At 40.0% G+C, this 16081-nt stretch carries 17 protein-coding genes; 5 read left to right on the top strand and 12 right to left on the bottom strand.

The window, feature by feature from the left end; translation table 11 throughout:
* Window positions 1-12: 12 nt before the first annotated feature.
* The 11 genes from ABJV04_RS14545 to ABJV04_RS14495 form a co-directional block, all read right to left on the bottom strand.
* On the bottom strand, window positions 13-1242 hold the full coding sequence (locus ABJV04_RS14545) for a type II secretion system F family protein (RefSeq protein WP_348492283.1): 1230 nt from the start codon (window positions 1240-1242) through the stop codon (window positions 13-15).
* A complete protein-coding gene (locus ABJV04_RS14540) occupies window positions 1229-3001 on the bottom strand; it encodes an ATPase, T2SS/T4P/T4SS family (RefSeq protein ID WP_348492282.1) in 1773 nt (590 codons plus the stop codon). The genes ABJV04_RS14545 and ABJV04_RS14540 overlap by 14 nt, the downstream gene beginning before the upstream one ends.
* Window positions 3001-4197: a tetratricopeptide repeat protein gene (locus ABJV04_RS14535; protein ID WP_348492281.1), complete on the bottom strand. Its 1197-nt coding sequence runs from the start codon at window positions 4195-4197 to the stop codon at window positions 3001-3003. Before ABJV04_RS14535 ends, ABJV04_RS14540 begins: the two co-directional genes overlap by 1 nt.
* On the bottom strand, window positions 4194-5099 hold the full coding sequence (locus tag ABJV04_RS14530) for an AAA family ATPase (protein WP_348492280.1): 906 nt from the start codon (window positions 5097-5099) through the stop codon (window positions 4194-4196). Before ABJV04_RS14530 ends, ABJV04_RS14535 begins: the two co-directional genes overlap by 4 nt.
* Window positions 5100-5103: 4 nt before the next feature.
* Entirely contained in the window at window positions 5104-6762 is a 1659-nt protein-coding gene (gene mshL, locus ABJV04_RS14525; RefSeq protein WP_348492279.1) for a pilus (MSHA type) biogenesis protein MshL, read from the bottom strand.
* Window positions 6752-7096 carry a hypothetical protein gene (locus tag ABJV04_RS14520; protein WP_348492278.1) on the bottom strand — a complete coding sequence of 115 codons (345 nt, stop codon included), beginning with the start codon at window positions 7094-7096 and terminating at the stop codon, window positions 6752-6754. Before ABJV04_RS14520 ends, mshL begins: the two co-directional genes overlap by 11 nt.
* Entirely contained in the window at window positions 7086-7766 is a 681-nt protein-coding gene (locus ABJV04_RS14515; protein ID WP_348492277.1) for an MSHA biogenesis protein MshJ, read from the bottom strand. The genes ABJV04_RS14520 and ABJV04_RS14515 overlap by 11 nt, the downstream gene beginning before the upstream one ends.
* Window positions 7763-8368: a PilN domain-containing protein gene (locus ABJV04_RS14510; protein ID WP_348492276.1), complete on the bottom strand. Its 606-nt coding sequence runs from the start codon at window positions 8366-8368 to the stop codon at window positions 7763-7765. Before ABJV04_RS14510 ends, ABJV04_RS14515 begins: the two co-directional genes overlap by 4 nt.
* Window positions 8358-9293, bottom strand: coding sequence for an MSHA biogenesis protein MshI (locus tag ABJV04_RS14505; protein ID WP_348492275.1), 936 nt, complete (start codon window positions 9291-9293; stop codon window positions 8358-8360). Before ABJV04_RS14505 ends, ABJV04_RS14510 begins: the two co-directional genes overlap by 11 nt.
* Before the next feature lie 289 nt (window positions 9294-9582).
* Window positions 9583-10140, bottom strand: coding sequence for a hypothetical protein (locus tag ABJV04_RS14500; protein ID WP_348492274.1), 558 nt, complete (start codon window positions 10138-10140; stop codon window positions 9583-9585).
* Entirely contained in the window at window positions 10140-10355 is a 216-nt protein-coding gene (locus ABJV04_RS14495) for a hypothetical protein (protein ID WP_348492273.1), read from the bottom strand. Before ABJV04_RS14495 ends, ABJV04_RS14500 begins: the two co-directional genes overlap by 1 nt.
* Before the next feature lie 85 nt (window positions 10356-10440).
* Between ABJV04_RS14495 and ABJV04_RS14490 the strand changes: the two genes are divergently transcribed.
* Window positions 10441-11223 carry a hypothetical protein gene (locus tag ABJV04_RS14490; RefSeq protein ID WP_348492272.1) on the top strand — a complete coding sequence of 261 codons (783 nt, stop codon included), beginning with the start codon at window positions 10441-10443 and terminating at the stop codon, window positions 11221-11223.
* Between the two features lie 7 nt (window positions 11224-11230).
* On the opposite strand, the gene ABJV04_RS14485 is transcribed toward ABJV04_RS14490, so the two are convergent.
* Entirely contained in the window at window positions 11231-12025 is a 795-nt protein-coding gene (locus tag ABJV04_RS14485) for a caspase family protein (RefSeq protein WP_348492271.1), read from the bottom strand.
* A gap of 429 nt (window positions 12026-12454) precedes the next feature.
* Here ABJV04_RS14485 and ABJV04_RS14480 point away from each other — a divergent pair, with 429 nt between their 5' ends.
* The 4 genes from ABJV04_RS14480 (at window position 12455) to rlmF (ending at window position 16065) form a co-directional block, all read left to right on the top strand.
* The gene (locus tag ABJV04_RS14480; RefSeq protein ID WP_348492270.1) at window positions 12455-13387 is read left to right on the top strand and encodes a hypothetical protein; all 933 of its coding nucleotides are present in this window, start codon (window positions 12455-12457) and stop codon (window positions 13385-13387) included.
* Window positions 13384-14466: a hypothetical protein gene (locus ABJV04_RS14475; RefSeq protein ID WP_348492269.1), complete on the top strand. Its 1083-nt coding sequence runs from the start codon at window positions 13384-13386 to the stop codon at window positions 14464-14466. The genes ABJV04_RS14480 and ABJV04_RS14475 overlap by 4 nt, the downstream gene beginning before the upstream one ends.
* On the top strand, window positions 14466-14894 hold the full coding sequence (locus ABJV04_RS14470) for a hypothetical protein (RefSeq protein WP_348492268.1): 429 nt from the start codon (window positions 14466-14468) through the stop codon (window positions 14892-14894). Before ABJV04_RS14475 ends, ABJV04_RS14470 begins: the two co-directional genes overlap by 1 nt.
* Before the next feature lie 268 nt (window positions 14895-15162).
* Window positions 15163-16065, top strand: a complete 903-nt coding sequence (gene rlmF, locus ABJV04_RS14465; RefSeq protein ID WP_348492267.1) for a 23S rRNA (adenine(1618)-N(6))-methyltransferase RlmF — start codon at window positions 15163-15165, stop codon at window positions 16063-16065.
* The last annotated feature ends 16 nt before the right edge of the window (window positions 16066-16081 follow it).

Below are 16081 nucleotides of genomic sequence, written 5' to 3'. Positions count from 1 at the left end.
ATTGTGGCTCAACTAACGCCCCTTGTAAGCGCCCATCATTTCCCACATCGGAGTAAAGATACCTAGCGCTAATATCAACACCATTACAGCAACAATAACTATGAGTATAGGTTCAATTTTAGACGTTAAACTCTTTAAGTCATAATCCACTTCGCGTTCGTAATAATCGGCTACCTCTGCTAGCAGTTCGTCCACACGACCAGTTTCTTCACCGACAGTAATCATTTGCATCACTAGAGGTGTAAACAATTCACTTGAATGAGCCACACGAGATAAACTTTCACCCTTCTCGATACTACGCCGCATATTTAAAATCCGCTCTGACATGTAACGGTTAGCTACCGCATCAGCAACTAGATTTAAAGCTGCTGTGAGGGGAACACCGGAAACCAGCATCATAGAAAAACTTCTGGCAAAACGTCCTAATAAAGTACGCTCTAATACGCCTCCAATAACGGGCAATCTAAGTTTTCGTTTATCCCACTTATAACGACCAACATCGGTATTTAAATAGCGCCTAACCCCATAAATAGCACCGCCGATGATAATTAACATAAACGGCCATTTAGTTAAAAACATATCAGACATGCCAATTAAGAAACGCGTCATTAACGGCAGCTCGGCGTCAAACTTTTTGAACATGTCAGCAAATACCGGGATAACAAAAATGTTCATCACAATCAAAGCGGCAATTAACGCTAATATTACGAAAAATGGGTAGCGCATGGCCGACTTTATTTGTTTACGCGTCTCTTGTTCACGAATTAAATAATCAGATAACTGCAAAAATGCGTCGTCTAATTTACCGGTGTTCTCACCCACATGGACAACAGAAACAAATAGCTGATTAAATATTTCAGGGTGTTGATGCAAAGCAGATGAAAGAGTCCGCCCTCTCTCTAACTGATCAGCAACGTCTTTTAATGCCAATTCCATTCGTTTTGAATTGGTCGAATCCGCCAGTCCGTTAACCGCACGCAAAATAGGAATGCCCGCACGAGTCAACGAAAACATTTGGCGTGAAAAAATAACTAAATCTTCTAGACTAACTTTCGGCGTAAAAAAGTTTATTTCATTGTTTTGTTTTTTATCGCCACTTTGTTCACTGCTTTCATAAATATTGAGGGGAGTAACATTGCGGCCAACTAAAATTTTAGCAGCCGTAGACTGATCCACGGCATCAATTAAGCCGCTAGTTAGCTCACCATTAGATGTGCGTCCAGTATAATTAAACTGAGCCATCTACCTCACCTTCATTGCTAGTAATGGTATTATTTTCTGGCTCTTGGCTGTTACTATTATCACTTTCAGCAACCATTTCCACTAACCTAAGCACTTCTTCCACAGTGGTAAAGCCTAATTTTGCGTAAGATAAGGCAACACTGGCCAAAGGTGAGTACCCTGGACTATTCTGAGCGGCACGACTAAATGCCACAGTATCTGAATTTTTTAAGGCATCCATCATTGATTCGGTCATTTCCAGTAACTCGAATACCCCTAAACGTCCACGATAACCTTTTTGATTACAACTTTGACAACCTGCACCTTTTTTGAAAGTGGCATTTTTGGCACTTTCATCAATGTTACCTAACCAAAACATTTCTTCTTCATTGGGAGTGTAGTCAACCTGACAGTTATCACATATTCTTCGCACTAATCGTTGCGCTATAATTGCCCGCAACGAACTGGCTACTAAATAACCCGGCGCACCCATATCCAAAAGACGTATAGCACTGCTAATGGCATCATTTGTATGCAATGTAGATAAAACTAAGTGACCCGTTAATGCTCCTCGCAAGCCTATTTCTACGGTCTCTGCATCACGCATCTCACCCACCATAATAATATCGGGATCTTGACGAAGGGTAGTTCTAAGGATATTGGAAAACGTGAGGTCAATTTTATTATTGATTTGTACCTGATTGATTCTTGGCAATCGGTATTCCACCGGATCTTCAACTGTGATGATCTTGGTGTCTGGTTTATTCAATTCACTCAACGCACCATATAGGGTGGTTGTTTTACCCGAGCCTGTAGGTCCTGTCACCAGAATCATACCGTGGGGACGTTGCAGCAAAACTCTTAGGCGTCGCAACATAGGGCCAGGCATTCCAGTTTGTTCTAAAGTCAGCAAACCTGCCGACTGGTCAAGTAAACGCATGACCACAGACTCACCGTTTTGAACCGGCATAGTTGACAGACGTACATCAACTATATGGCCTTTAATACGGACTTGGGTTCGCCCGTCTTGAGGTAAGCGTTTTTCAGAAATATCCAGTCCAGACATCAACTTCAAACGAAGCACTAGTGCCGAAGCGATATTCTTTTCTTTAATAATGGTTTCTTGCAAAGTGCCATCAACACGTTGACGGATCCGCAGTAACCCCTCATCGGGTTCAATGTGAATATCAGATGCTTTGGCTTGCACCGCATCTTCAAAGATAGACTGCAATAAACGAGCAACAGCAGTGTCTTGTTCGGACTCTAGACCACTGGTAAAGTCGAACTCATCTTCGTTTTGATACTCTTCGGCTAACTCCTGAGCAAAAGATGCGATCTCTTCAGTGCGTCGATAAAAACTATCATATGCTTCAAATAATTGAGCTTGAGAAACTACGGCTAACTTTAAGGGTTTAGACAACAATGAAGAGAGTGCATCAACCGCATTGATGTCTGCAGGGTCACTCATCCCCACTAAAAGGTGATCGCCCTTGTCATCAAGAACAATTGCCCGATAACGACGAGCTTGTACCTCTGGCAATAGTTTCACACTTTCTGGCTGTACCCGATACTCAGGTATGCTAATAAGTGGCACTTTCAAATGCTGGGACAAGAAAGTCAGTAAATCGTGTTCTGAAACGAACCCTTGTTCAACCAAAACAGCACCGAGCTTCCTACCGGATTCTCGTTGAGCTGACAACGCCTGCATCAGTTGCTCTTCGGTAATTATGTTGTTTTGAACCAACAGGTCTCCGAGACGGATTTTAGCTTTAGGCTGCATTATTTAACCCCTGCCAAGTAGCGTATTCTTTGCTCAACAAATTCTTCCACCTCGACGGACATTTGGGACAATTGTTTAACATGCTGATAGGCATCTAAGGCCCCATTCATGTTTCCTAGACGTTCTTCAACCACCGCTAATCCGAGCCACCATTTAGCGTTTGCAGACTGGCTTTTAGCTAATTGCTGATAATCGATCCTAGCCTGCTCAAAATTATTGGCCTTTTGAGCCAATGTAGCTCTGTAGGCTATATAATCCGGTGCTTGGTAAGCCGATACTCGGTGAGCCATTAACAACTCAAAACCTTGATCAGGTTTTTTCATTTGTTCATACAGTCTGGCTTGCATAATTCGCAGCTCTAAATTACCGGGATACAAATCTACGCCTGTTTGCAGAGTTGCGTTGGCTTTTTCATGATTGCCTTGAGCGAACAACATTGAAGCCAATCTTTTTCTGGCGGCGGTATTATCTGGTGTAACTTGCACAAGCTTATCTAGTAACTTAATTGCAGTTCGGTCATCGCCGCGCTTCAAGGCCACTTGCACCTGTTGTTTTAAAGCTTCTTTATCAACTGCACCTTTACTCGACGTCATTTCGAATACACCGCCATCCGTGTCTACATTAGCGACTTTTTTGGGTTCTGGCGGTTTAGATGCTGACTTCATTTTAGTCAGCTTTTGTTCAACTTTAGCTATCTCGTTGGTTTCAACCTGGGCAACTAACTGTATTTCCTGCTCAACCTCAACCACTTCATCTTCAATTGAATGCAGTAATTCATTATTCGTGATTTCTACCTGGCTTTGTGAGTTTTGGCTATCACCTACATTATTGTCAATTTCTGCTTGGTTTAACTGTTCCGGTTGATTCACTAGCTCACTATCGAGCACGGTTGATTGATTGTTAATTTGCGTATCGGTAACAACTTCAGGCTCTAAATTGGGTTTCTCTACAAGTTCTATTTGCGAACTTTTTTCAGACTTTTCGACAGTGTCTATTAACTCGCCTGTTCCGCTTTTTTGCGTAAATAGACTGTCTTTAAAGAACCATAATAGACAGATAGTTATCAGTACAGTCAGCAAAACATAAATACTTAGAAACGACTTTTTGCTTTCTGTTGACGGACGATAATCAGCTGACAATTCAGGGTCAGCCTTACGCTCCTCTAGATCTTGCAGCATTTTATTTACGACACTCATAACAGCCAACTTTCATAAACAAAGGTTGCAGTTAACGCCAATAAAATTAACCCTACAATAATGAAAATAAGACGTAAATGTTTGCTTGGTAAAAATGCTGCCTCTGTATCGTTGATGGCTAAGTTTACGTGCTCAAGTGAAACTTGGTGTTTACCTTCGCCATAGGCGAGCATCAAAGCCTTATGGCATAAGACATTCACAATTCTCGGCGTACCTTTACTCGCTTTGAACAAACGCTCACAACATTTTTTACTGAATAACTCCTGTCCCTTATATCCAGCAACAGCCATACGATGTCGGACGTACTGATAAACTTGGTCAGCATCCATTAAACGTAAATTATAAGAAAAAGTAATTCGTTGTTTCAGTTGGCGTAGTTCCGGCAATGCTAGCTTTTCATCTAACTCAGGCTGACCGAACAAAACAACTTGTAATAATTTTCGCGACTCCGTCTCTAAATTCGTCATTAACCTCAACGCTTCAATACTTTCCATTGGTAAAGCCTGAGCTTCATCAATAATCAAAACAACACCTTTGTTTTGTTGATGTATGTGAATAAGAGCTTGTTGTATACGATGCGTAAATTCCTGTTGATCAGAATGGTCAGTTAGCGCAACGTTTAACTCATTAGCCACAGAGCGACGCAGTTCAGCGGGACTCAGAAACGGGTTAGGGATGTAAGCTGTAACGAAGTCCCCTGGTAACTCATTTAGCAATTTACGGCATATCAGGGTTTTACCTGTACCAACTTCGCCTGTTACTTTAATAAAACCTTCACCGGTTTTAAGGGCAGTAATCAGCACAGCTAACGCTTCTTTGTGACTCGGAAGACCAAAGAAGTAGCTAGTATTCGGCGTTAGTGTAAACGGTAACTCCTTTATACCGTAATGGTACAGGTACATAGTGTTATTCCACGTATAACCAGTCAGCCATTTGATCACGGCTTTGCTTTAATTGCTGCTTCCATGTATTCGCATCAACCACTGTGGGTTTTAACAAAATTACTAACTCTTTTTTGGTTTCAACATCGTTTTTACTTTTGAAAAGGTTACCAAGTAATGGAATGTCACCTAATAGGGGGGTTTTTGAGTCGCTTTCTGACACTATTGACTGCATCAACCCACCAATCACGACAATTTCACCCGAGTTTGCATGAATAACGGTATCCGATTCGCGAATGTTGCTTTGTGCTAGAGGCAAAACATAACGCTCTTCGTTTAAGGTGATGACTTTTTCCTGTTCGTCAGTTTCAATAACTGAAGGATGAATATGCAGCAACACGCCACCCTTATCATCAATTTGCGGAGTCACATCCAATGCTATACCAGAAAAGAACGGTGTTAGTTCAATGTTCGGGGTTACTGTAGTGGTCCCAGAAGTAATGGTGTTTTGATTGGAAACTTCAGTCACAAAGTACTCATCATCACCTACTTTTATGACTGCTTTTTGATTATTAGTTGCTGTCACTCTTGGGCTAGATAGAACTTGCACATTACCTTGAGTTTCAAGCAGCGTTAAAACACCGGAAAAATCTTCATTTAAGAAAGATAAACTGGTGACATTACCAATAGCAGCACTGATTTGATTACCGAAGTTTCCTGCAGTAGTAGACAAGCTCACTTGGGTACTACTACTATTACTATTAGCAATTTGATTCCAATTAATACCTTGTTGATATTCATCACTCAAGGACACTTCAATGATTCTAGCTTCTAAGACCACTTGTCGTTTGATAATCTCTTCAGATACTTTTAGATACTCTTTCACGCTGCGGATTTCTCCTGGCATCGCCCGAACAGTAACTAAACCAGCTTGAGGAGTAACCATGACCATGCGGCCTTCTTCAGCCCCAACCATAGACTGTAATGTCTCTTTTAACTCGCTCCAGAAGTCGGTTTCGGTTCTAGTGCTGATATTAGTGCCATTAACATTATTACCACTGGAACTGCCACCTAAGTTATTACCTGTAGAAGAGTTACCCGTGTAGTTATTAACACTACTAGTATTAGAGTTTTGATTATTTTCGCTTTGGGTTACGCCACCAGAGGAAATGCTCGTTTGGGTTGTGCCATCACGTTGCATTAATAAGTAATTGACAGGGAAAGTTTCGGTGCGCATACCTGCAGGAAAAACGCGAAATATTTGATCAAACTTTTGAACGTCATAACCGTACAAATCGGATACTAAATCAAACACTTGTTCTAGAGAGACCTGTTTCAAACTTAACGATATGGCCCCTTTAACTTCTGGATGAACCGCAACACTGTAGGGTGTGCCTTCTACTAAACCGGCAAAAAAACTGACTGCATCAACGGCTTTGGCACTGATATCATATTTTTCATCATCAAAAAGAGGCTCTTCACTTAATGATTGGCCAGGTAACAATGCCTGACTCACTGCATCTGGTAAGTCATTTAGGGGCATGTTTTGTTTACCCTGCATGGACTCAAGCTGATATTGCATAGCTTGATCCATGGACTTTTGAGCAGGCCCGGTTTCTGATGTTGATTGACAGCCAAACATGGTTAGCGACAATCCTAAAAGTACAATTTGCTTAGAAGTCATTCGATGCATCTTTTTTAATTGAGTGTTGATTTAATAACAAATCGGTTTCACGGCCATCTACAACCAATACGACACCGTCTTTATTTATCTTTTTCACTTGGTTTCCTCTCCAAGTTTGCCCTTCAGCAACAGATTCACCATTTATCACAGCTACTTTACTATTAGCTTTAATAAATACAGCCGTCAATATGATTGGCGCTGGACCATCTTCGCCTTCACTGCTTTTAAGAGTAAGTAACCCAGCCCCTTTCGGTTTAGTTGGATCAATAAGTTGTTTTGCTTGAAGTGAAAAGCAAAGCAACATTCCAATGCATATAGCGAATTTACGACTCATTGCGAACTCCAATAAATGCGCGACTGGTGCTTAGGGTATAAATTTCAATTTGAACCGAAGCATCTGGATATTCTTCAACCTTGTATTCGAATTTCTTCCAATAAAATTGGTAAGGCAAAGCTTCTACTTTTTCCAAATATTTTTGAATCTCAAAATAACTACCTTGCAATGTTATTTGCACACCATGTTGGTACAAATTGACATCGGTCAGTGCCTGCTCTTCTTCCAGCTTTAGTAACGGAGTAGGAGCAATTGAATGCATTTCGATTAATTTAAGTTGATCAAACTGTTCAAAAACTTGCTCTAGAAGTATTGGCATATGAGATGCTGGAACTAAGTTTGCTGTTTGTGCTTTGAGCATCTCATCCGCTTCAGATATATTTCGTTGGACAGATTTCAATCTCGCTTTAATTGCCGCATCAGGATCTTCTTGCAAGGTTTTTTGTAATATTGCAATTTTTCCATCTAAGTTATTCGCTTCAGTCGTTTGCCGTTGAATTTCCATTTTTTCTCGATCCCATTTTTCCAAAACAGGCTCGACCAAAATAACGTATCCACCCAACAATATAACCGCTACAACAGCAATGATGGTTAGAGCACGTTCACGAGTTGTGAGGGCGGAAAACTTTCCGAGCAAATCAGTATATTGATTTCCCAAAGACTGACTCATTGCCCTTTCCCCTTCATGTCATCTAGGTTAGAACTAAGAATAAACTGTAACTGTTGATCTTCATTGCGAAACATGCGGGTGCCAGCAAACTCAGTATCGGCAAAATAACTTGCTTGATTAAGTTGTGACAACCACTGGGGCAGCGCTTTTGAGTCAGTCGTTGCGCCTTCTAAATAAAGGCTGCGCTCATATACCAAAATGTTCGTTAACCATAACTTAGCATTGTGATTTTCTGCCAAATCTATCATTAAGCTCGAATAACCCTGACCTCTCTGAGTTTGACGACTGTCCAGCTCATCTAAAATAGTGCGTTTCATGACTAGTTCTTGCTGATGTTTTTCCACATCTGCCACTATTGCCATATTTTGAGCTCGAGTGTCTTTAGTCGCTATTAGTGATTTTGATAATTCCTTTTTTTGTGCAATTTGGAAAAGCAAGGAATCTGTTTGTTTCTCCGCGTCAGTCAATGCACTATTCGCCCACAACCAAGCAACCACAACACAAATAATTGATAACGTGGCCAACCCTAAAAGAAAATTCAAATTGAGAAGAATAATTTTAGATTTAAAATCTTCTCTATAAAAATTAATTCTAGTTTTCATTGGCACTTCCGTTCTTCTGTACAAAAGCCGCACCTAAACTTCCGATGAAGCTGCTACGATAAGTTAACTCTTCAGCATGCGTAACGTCGATATGCATGGGTTCTACTGTCATAAAAGTTAACTGCTGCATCATTTGCGCTAATTTTTCTAAATGGGGGGATTCGATTGCTAATAAAATCTTCTTTACTGGAGCTTGCCTAAGTTGACTCTCGAAGTAATCCATTGAACGTTGAATTTCGACGCTCAAATTATCTCCAACGCCCATTTGCAACTCTTCTTCACTAAAGGTGGGGAGATTTTCGTAACCACGTAACCGCCTAGAAAAGTAAACCTGTCCTTTTTTGATAATATTAAGACATATCTCTTGGCCAGACTCCTGAACAAGCGTCAGTATTGCATCATCGTCAGACTCGACTAAATCAGCCATGATAAGCTCTAAGATACTTATGCTTTTTAATTCCAAGCCGGTGTGTACTATACCGTCAGTAAGTTCTTCGACTGTATTTTTAGGTAACGCCACTACATTGACTTTATTTTCACCTGCGCTTTGCACGGGTAACTCAAAGTAGTCGACAACTATGTCGTCTTGGTTTGGCATTAGATCTTTGACACTCCAAACCAATGCCTGAGCCAACTCACTATCGCTCACTTGCGGCTTTTCTACTTGTTGAATTTGATAATGACTAGGACTTAGAATTACATGACAAGGGGTGTTAGTTAATGACTCTTGAGAAACATAATGTTGAAGGTGCTTCTGCCAATCATGAATTGGTAATAAATGTTGCTTCACCCAGGTGATATTTTGCATTTCATCAGTTAGCACCGAAACTTGAATTGAATCGTCGCCAAATTCAAGCCCCACAGAATAGAACTTCGAAGGTGTTTTTAACCGCTGCTTTAGATACTCTCGCCAACCTGCGTGCATAGCTCACGTTTTTATATTTTATGTATTATCAACCTATTACAGCAAACTTTCACCTAAAGCGCCACAATAAATACGCTTTTTTGAATTCAACTTTTGGGTAATATAATCTCTCTAAATATCATCTACTTGTATATTTTTTATTCTGTCTACTATTCCACTATCTTTTTTATCTAGTTTTAACTTAAACGTTTGAATAATAGGGAGCACGATTAACGCTATATTTTATATTTGGGAGTGTGCTAAAGAAGTGTAGGAAGTGAAGTTTAATGGATAAAGCTTTAAAAGGTGCTCAAGACTCACAGATAGTCTTGCCATTACCCGCGTAAAAATTGAGTAGACGATCAAATTTGTCAGGGTTGTTCCATTTTTCTCGAATATTGCAAATATAAGGGTAAAACGCACGAATAAATGCTCTGCCATCAGTATCAAAAAACTGTTCTGCGACAGCATCATCACACAAGGTTAGATCTCTGCACATTATAATCTGCTCATAAAAAGTAAAAATTTGATCCAGAGGCCCAGACAATTCATCGTCTTCAACTTGTTTGTTGATAAAATTTTTATAATGGTTAGCGATATTGTCTGGTTTGATACTTGAATCGGTTAACAGTTGATTGATTTCATCTACATGTAATGTCATGGAGTCGGTAATTTTAAGCCGCGCTTGCATCAACAAACCATCACTATGGTAACGCTCCACAAATGCCATACTGCGATCAACACGCACTGCATCTTTGTGTTCCAAGTATTGGAAAACCCCAAAGATGCCGCCGATAACCACCGCAAGTGCAGCAATCCATGTTCCTGCCACTTCGGCGATTTGCAGCTTTAGTTCTTGTGGATCCATTAAGGTTTGCAGACCGGTAAACTTTGATTCACTAAGCAAGGATCATAGCCTCTTTCCGATTCATCACCGCTCTCACAACTTTCCTGCTCCTCACTGCTGCGGCATTCAGGCTCTGCTTCGCTGACATCAGTAGACTGGCACCCACCAAGAAGACATAAACTTAAAACGATATAGAGTAACGATAGATAGGACGCTAAGCGTTTGCTTGGATTCATTTTTTTTCTCTATTTTTTGCTATGTATTAACAATACTATTAGTCTTAGTTAATTGCACAAAAAAATAACAATTAGAGAGCAAATAATGAACAGTCGCTATTTAATGGTATTGTTTCTAACGTTTTGCGCCGTACCTGCAACCTTCGCAAGCCCTTCCATAAAAGACATTCGATTTGTCACTGGTGCCTCTTTGGGATACAGCAACTTTTCGTTTTCAGAAAAACTGGATCATGAAATAAGCTTTCCCAGTATCAATATTCCCTTGGCCATGACCTTCGAAGACTGGCAAGTATCTGCCAACTTACAAACAACCTTGAATGATGCAGATATATCCGAAGAAGAAGATACCGGTAAAGCGTCTCGTGATGATCTAGACATTACACTAGGTTATCGAATATCCAAAAATTGGACGCTGTTTGGCGGCTATAAATATGGCAATACCAAAATTCAATTTACCCCTCGAGATATAGACGAAGAAGAGGATCTCAGTATTACCAACGAAAGATACAAACAAAAAGGACCTTTTGTTGGCGTAAGTTATCATTGGCACTTCGAAAAAGCGGGGAGCCTAAGTTTATCTGTGGCCTTTGCTGACCTTACCGCGAACAACGTTTTTGCTGAAAACACTGATGAAGAAGAGGAAGAAGAAACCTTAGAATTTGATGACCTAACCGGAGCTGTCTCTGGTGACACCCGAGGTTTTAGCTATAGCCTAAGTTGGACAATGCCGGTTTCCAGCAACTTGCTGTTTCAAACCCGTTTTAAGATTAATGACTACCAACAAGATATCCATTATAACGGTGTTGAATTTAAAGGCATTGATGAATCGTTTACTTCATTACACGTGGGCCTAGCTTACGTTTTTTAAAAACCATTCAAAATACTACTATATTAGGGACTTCTTTGTTTTTGGGAGGACTGAAGTAGACTTCACCAAGCAGCGAGGAATGTTCCCATGGGATTTGTCGATTGCGTGTTTCCCTAGCCACCGCGGCCCTCACTTTTTTAAATACCTCTTCAATTGAAATACTTTCAGAAATATATTTAAGCAAATGTTTAGTGTATACACCATTATCACTCTTACCGTCTAAAGCCACGCCACCAGGCTCAGTGGCAAAGGCAATAAGCGTAGCCGACGGAGCTTTCACTGGAGCTAGACCTTGAGACACTAAAGTACTACCGCTTTCTTCAAATGGATTATTACGACAAGCATCCAAAATCACAATATTTTGTAACTCATTAGTACTTTTCATCAGTTCAAATAGATGGGAGAGATTATACAACTGATCAACAAATTCCTGTTCACTTTCAAACTCGATATTAAGAGGGATGAGGTAATTGGCATGATTAATTTGTATTGCATGCCCCGCATAATAAACAACAGCTAACTTTTGATTACCAGCAGCCCTAGCAACTTCTTCGTAGAACCCATTAATCCCTTGGCGTAGAGTCAAGGAATTCGCGTCAGTTAAAGTGGTCACTCGAAAACCGAGTTCGAAAAAAGCGTCAGAAATAGCTTCTGCATCGTTGAGGGTATTTTTTAAAGGCGCTACTTGGTAATTTTGATTACCAATTACCAACGCAAAACGGTCGAGATTAACCCCATAGGCACGACCTAAAATCGAGTACAGAGTGATAACCGATAACAGAAGAAATACAATCCAGCGCATTTGACACCAACATTATAGAATCAGATATAAAGCATACTGCTTTATAGGTTAATACTCAAAAGTACGCTATTTACGATTCAGTAGGCTCATGCAAAGCAACACTTTCTATTCTTTCCCTCCCCCTTAAGAGCAGTGATTAACGAATATTGATTAATAAGTGTGTGAAATTAGCGACATTAGGTTTTTTGGTCTATAACCAAGAAGTGTAAGTTCAATAAGTAGCAGAATGAGCTTCTAAACATTGTCATGTAGTTTCAAAGGAATTGACAACTAACATTGATTTACTGGTTATTGCTACCAGTAAAACTTGGGAGATACATGAGGATGGATAACCGCACCCCACGAACAATCGGGCAATCCTTTATACTTAAATTAATCGGATTACTGATCTTTATAATTATAGTGTACATAGCATCTCACATTACATTGATGCACACTAAGTCTAATCTAAATAGTGCAATATCTTGGCAGTATTTTGCGCAAATTTCTAAAATCGGTGAGGTCAGTTTTAAAAACCTAAGTGATTTAGATTGGTACATTGACGCTCAGGAAAGTACGCATACCATAGGCAAAATTAGAGACCGTTCTACTACAATTTATGAACTATTCACCAAGACCAAAGCGCAAATTTTTCAACTAAAATCACACCTTAATGATCACCAACAAATCGTTCCTGTTGAGACACTAGTCAATCAGGGAGCTTATGATGATGCGTACATTCTAGTAGCTAACATTGGAACTAAACTAGCGGCTAGTAACTTATTACCCAACACCATTAAACAAAATTTGTTTGCTTTATCTAGGTTGAAACGTCAACAAATGATTGACCTACATACCCTATCCCCTCCTAGCAAACTGTTCATGTGGACATCTCCGAATTTATCTATGTTGGAGGTTCTCTTTTGGGCAGTCTTTGGGGTAATAACTAACTTATTGGTGAACTCCGCGGAATATCTTCGCAAACAGAACTTTAATCCGTTAGAGCGTTGGGTGGCATATACCAAACTCATTTATGGACCTATTCTAGCCTTAGTGATGGTGATGGCAATTATGTTTGGTTGGTTTGATATTGGTCCCTATGAAGCCCGAGTTTGGACACTTCCATTAATTGGATTCATTTTTGGTTACGCTTCCAGACGCACAGCTTCGTTATTCGACAAATTAATTGAAAAAGTACTAGGAGCAGCAGCAAATAGCATAAATGAAGGACCACAAAAAATTTATGAAGAACGAACGAAATTACTCAGAGCCTTAAAAAGTGCAGCTGAACCCAAATCTATCGACGAAATTAAACGTCAAGCTAAAGAGCTTGCCCACGGGTTAGTAGAATCTGAACTTGCGAAGAAGGATACTTCCAAATGAAAATACCAGTTAATTTTATTATTATAATCAGCCTAGTAATCTCAGTGAGCGGCTGTGCAAGTCAGGCGGTGTTAAACCTTACCGACAGATCCGTTGAAAACCAAAAAATCTTAGCTCAACAACATGGCAATATTGCGGATGCTTTTAACCAACAACTATCGACTGAAGTGGAGATGGTTAAATTGGTCGGGTCTGAGTTGAGCAAGCAATGTGACGCTATAAATCAGAGAACTCACACATATGCTCAAGCTTTAATTAGTAATTCCAAACTTAAAATTAAGCAACGCTTTTATGAACAAGTAATTGAGTTTCAAAACAAAACATACCCACAACAGTTCAATACTGCATATGCTCCTTTAGAGGCTTCCTTTAAGGTTTATGAAGCTCAATTAAAAGAGCTTGAAAATGAACAAACCATAACGCCACTTGATGTGGATGTTAGTCGAAAAATAATAGTTAAAAAGACTCAAATATTAGCCGTTTCAGGTCGCCATTCTAGGGATGATTTGGATTTACGAGATACCTATTTTGAGAAGATATTAAAATATAAAACGACTCTGTTCGATAATATTAATGCCCAATACGCAATGATTAACCCACCAGCGGGTACAGATTGTAAGAGCTTCAATAATCAGGCTCAAGACATTGCCAAACAGCTGTTGAGCCTGCAAGCAAGTTTAGCTGCTCACTATGGTCAACTGGATACATTAAACGATCAACAGTTACAGACCTTATTAACTTTAAAAAACAATGTTGATAGGTCTCCAATTTACGAACTAATTTTGGAAGGTGCTAGCGATAACCTCAAAACCAAATTAACAGCTATAAGCAGTAAGCTTAGTGGTCTATTGACGCCATTAAGCTCTGCCTTTGACCAGTTTTTAGGGAAGCTATCCAACAACGCATTTCAGAGTTTAAGTAACCTTACGGGCGCGTTAAATAACGCGGAAACGAATTTAACGAAAGATATTAATAATAAGTTCAGTGAGTTAGTAAACGAAATTCCAAATCATGTAAATAACTTAATCAATCAACACGCTGCATCATCTATGCCTGCTGAGTCGCAAGGAGAAGAATAATGAGAACCAGAAGATTAGTACCTAGTTTCGACGCTCTTCCGCCAGAAGCGAAAAAAATAGCGGATAATGCCAGACAAGAAATGGATGATTGGATAGATGAAAAAGTCGAGGCTTTAGCTGATGACATGGCTACTGAGTTGAATAAAGGTGTAGCCGTGCTGAAAGCACAAGTTTCTGAGATAGAAAGTGAACTGGCTGAAAGCCGCAAAAGCATGGAAGCCATATTAGGACAAATAACCAAGCTTCAACAAGATATCACTCTGGGGGATGGAGCTGAAATCACCAAAGCCATTGAATTGACCCAACAAAGTGTTGAAAAAGTGAAAACTGAGTTGGCTAATCGTGAGAAAAAATGGAAAGCCGTAGGAAATGGCATCGTTGAGCAGGCTTCAGGGGCTATTAGTAAGTTCATCCCTGTAAGTCTATAAGGACCTATAATGAACGGGCAGTATGACAACTTAAATTTGTCATACTGCCCCAACATTTGACTAAAAAGCGTGCTAAAACAACGGCTAATGAGTATTTTTACACCACAGTGGAAGCTTGCAAAAAAACTCTCTTCATACCCCAAACAACTCTCTCCATACACCAAACAACAATCACAGTGGTTCTTCGCATATCATGATAAAATTGCTTTATTGATCAACCAAGCCAACTATCGTTAGTTTTACCTAAGTAATGAGTTAAGCAAATACAATGCACCCAAAAAACCTCCACAAAAACGGTTATAACTTTGATCAGCTAGTAAAATCTGTCCCTGGTCTCAACAACTTTGTAGTGAAAAAACAAGGTAGGCGGGCGACCATTGATTTTGCTAACGCCAATGCCGTAAAGTGCCTCAATCAGGCGTTATTAAAACAACATTATAAAGTAGCTTGTTGGGATATTCCTGAAGGCTTTTTGTGCCCACCGGTCCCTGGAAGGGCTGATTATATTCACCATATTGCTGACTTGATTGCGACGCCAAATATTAAGGCAAGTGATGTTCGCGGCTTGGATATTGGTGTGGGAGCGAATCTGATTTACCCTATTATTGGTAGTCAAAGCTATGGATGGCAGTTTGTTGGTAGCGATATTAGTGACGACTCTTTGCAATCTGCTAAACGCATTATTGCCAACAACAGCAATCTTCAAACACGGATCACAATTCGCAAGCAGAACAACCCTCAAAGTATATTTGACGGTTTAATTCAAGCTGATGATAAGTTTACCTTCACCATGTGCAATCCACCTTTTCACGCCAATGCGCAAGCAGCCTTAGCAGGAAATCAGCAAAAAAATCGCAACCTTGGGCGGCATAAACAAAAAAGGCAGGGGACAGGATCTCGACCTACCCAAACAAACAAAACCCATCTCAATTTTGCTGGACAACACAATGAGTTATGGTGCAAAGGTGGAGAGTCGACATTTATAAAAAAGATGATTATAGAAAGCCAGGCTTACGCAAAACAGATTAATTGGTTCACCTGTTTAGTTTCCAAAAAAGAACATCTAAATGGTATTTATCGACAATTAGAGCAAATACAGGCTAATGATGTTAGAACCATTGGCATGGACCAAGGAAGTAAAGTAAGCCGTTTTATTGCCTGGCAATTTTAAGCCAAAGCTTGCAAAG

Source organism: Aliiglaciecola sp., from assembly GCF_039982535.1.
Taxonomy (GTDB): Bacteria; Pseudomonadota; Gammaproteobacteria; order Enterobacterales; family Alteromonadaceae; genus Aliiglaciecola.
This window is presented reverse-complemented; position numbering and strand designations above follow the sequence as displayed.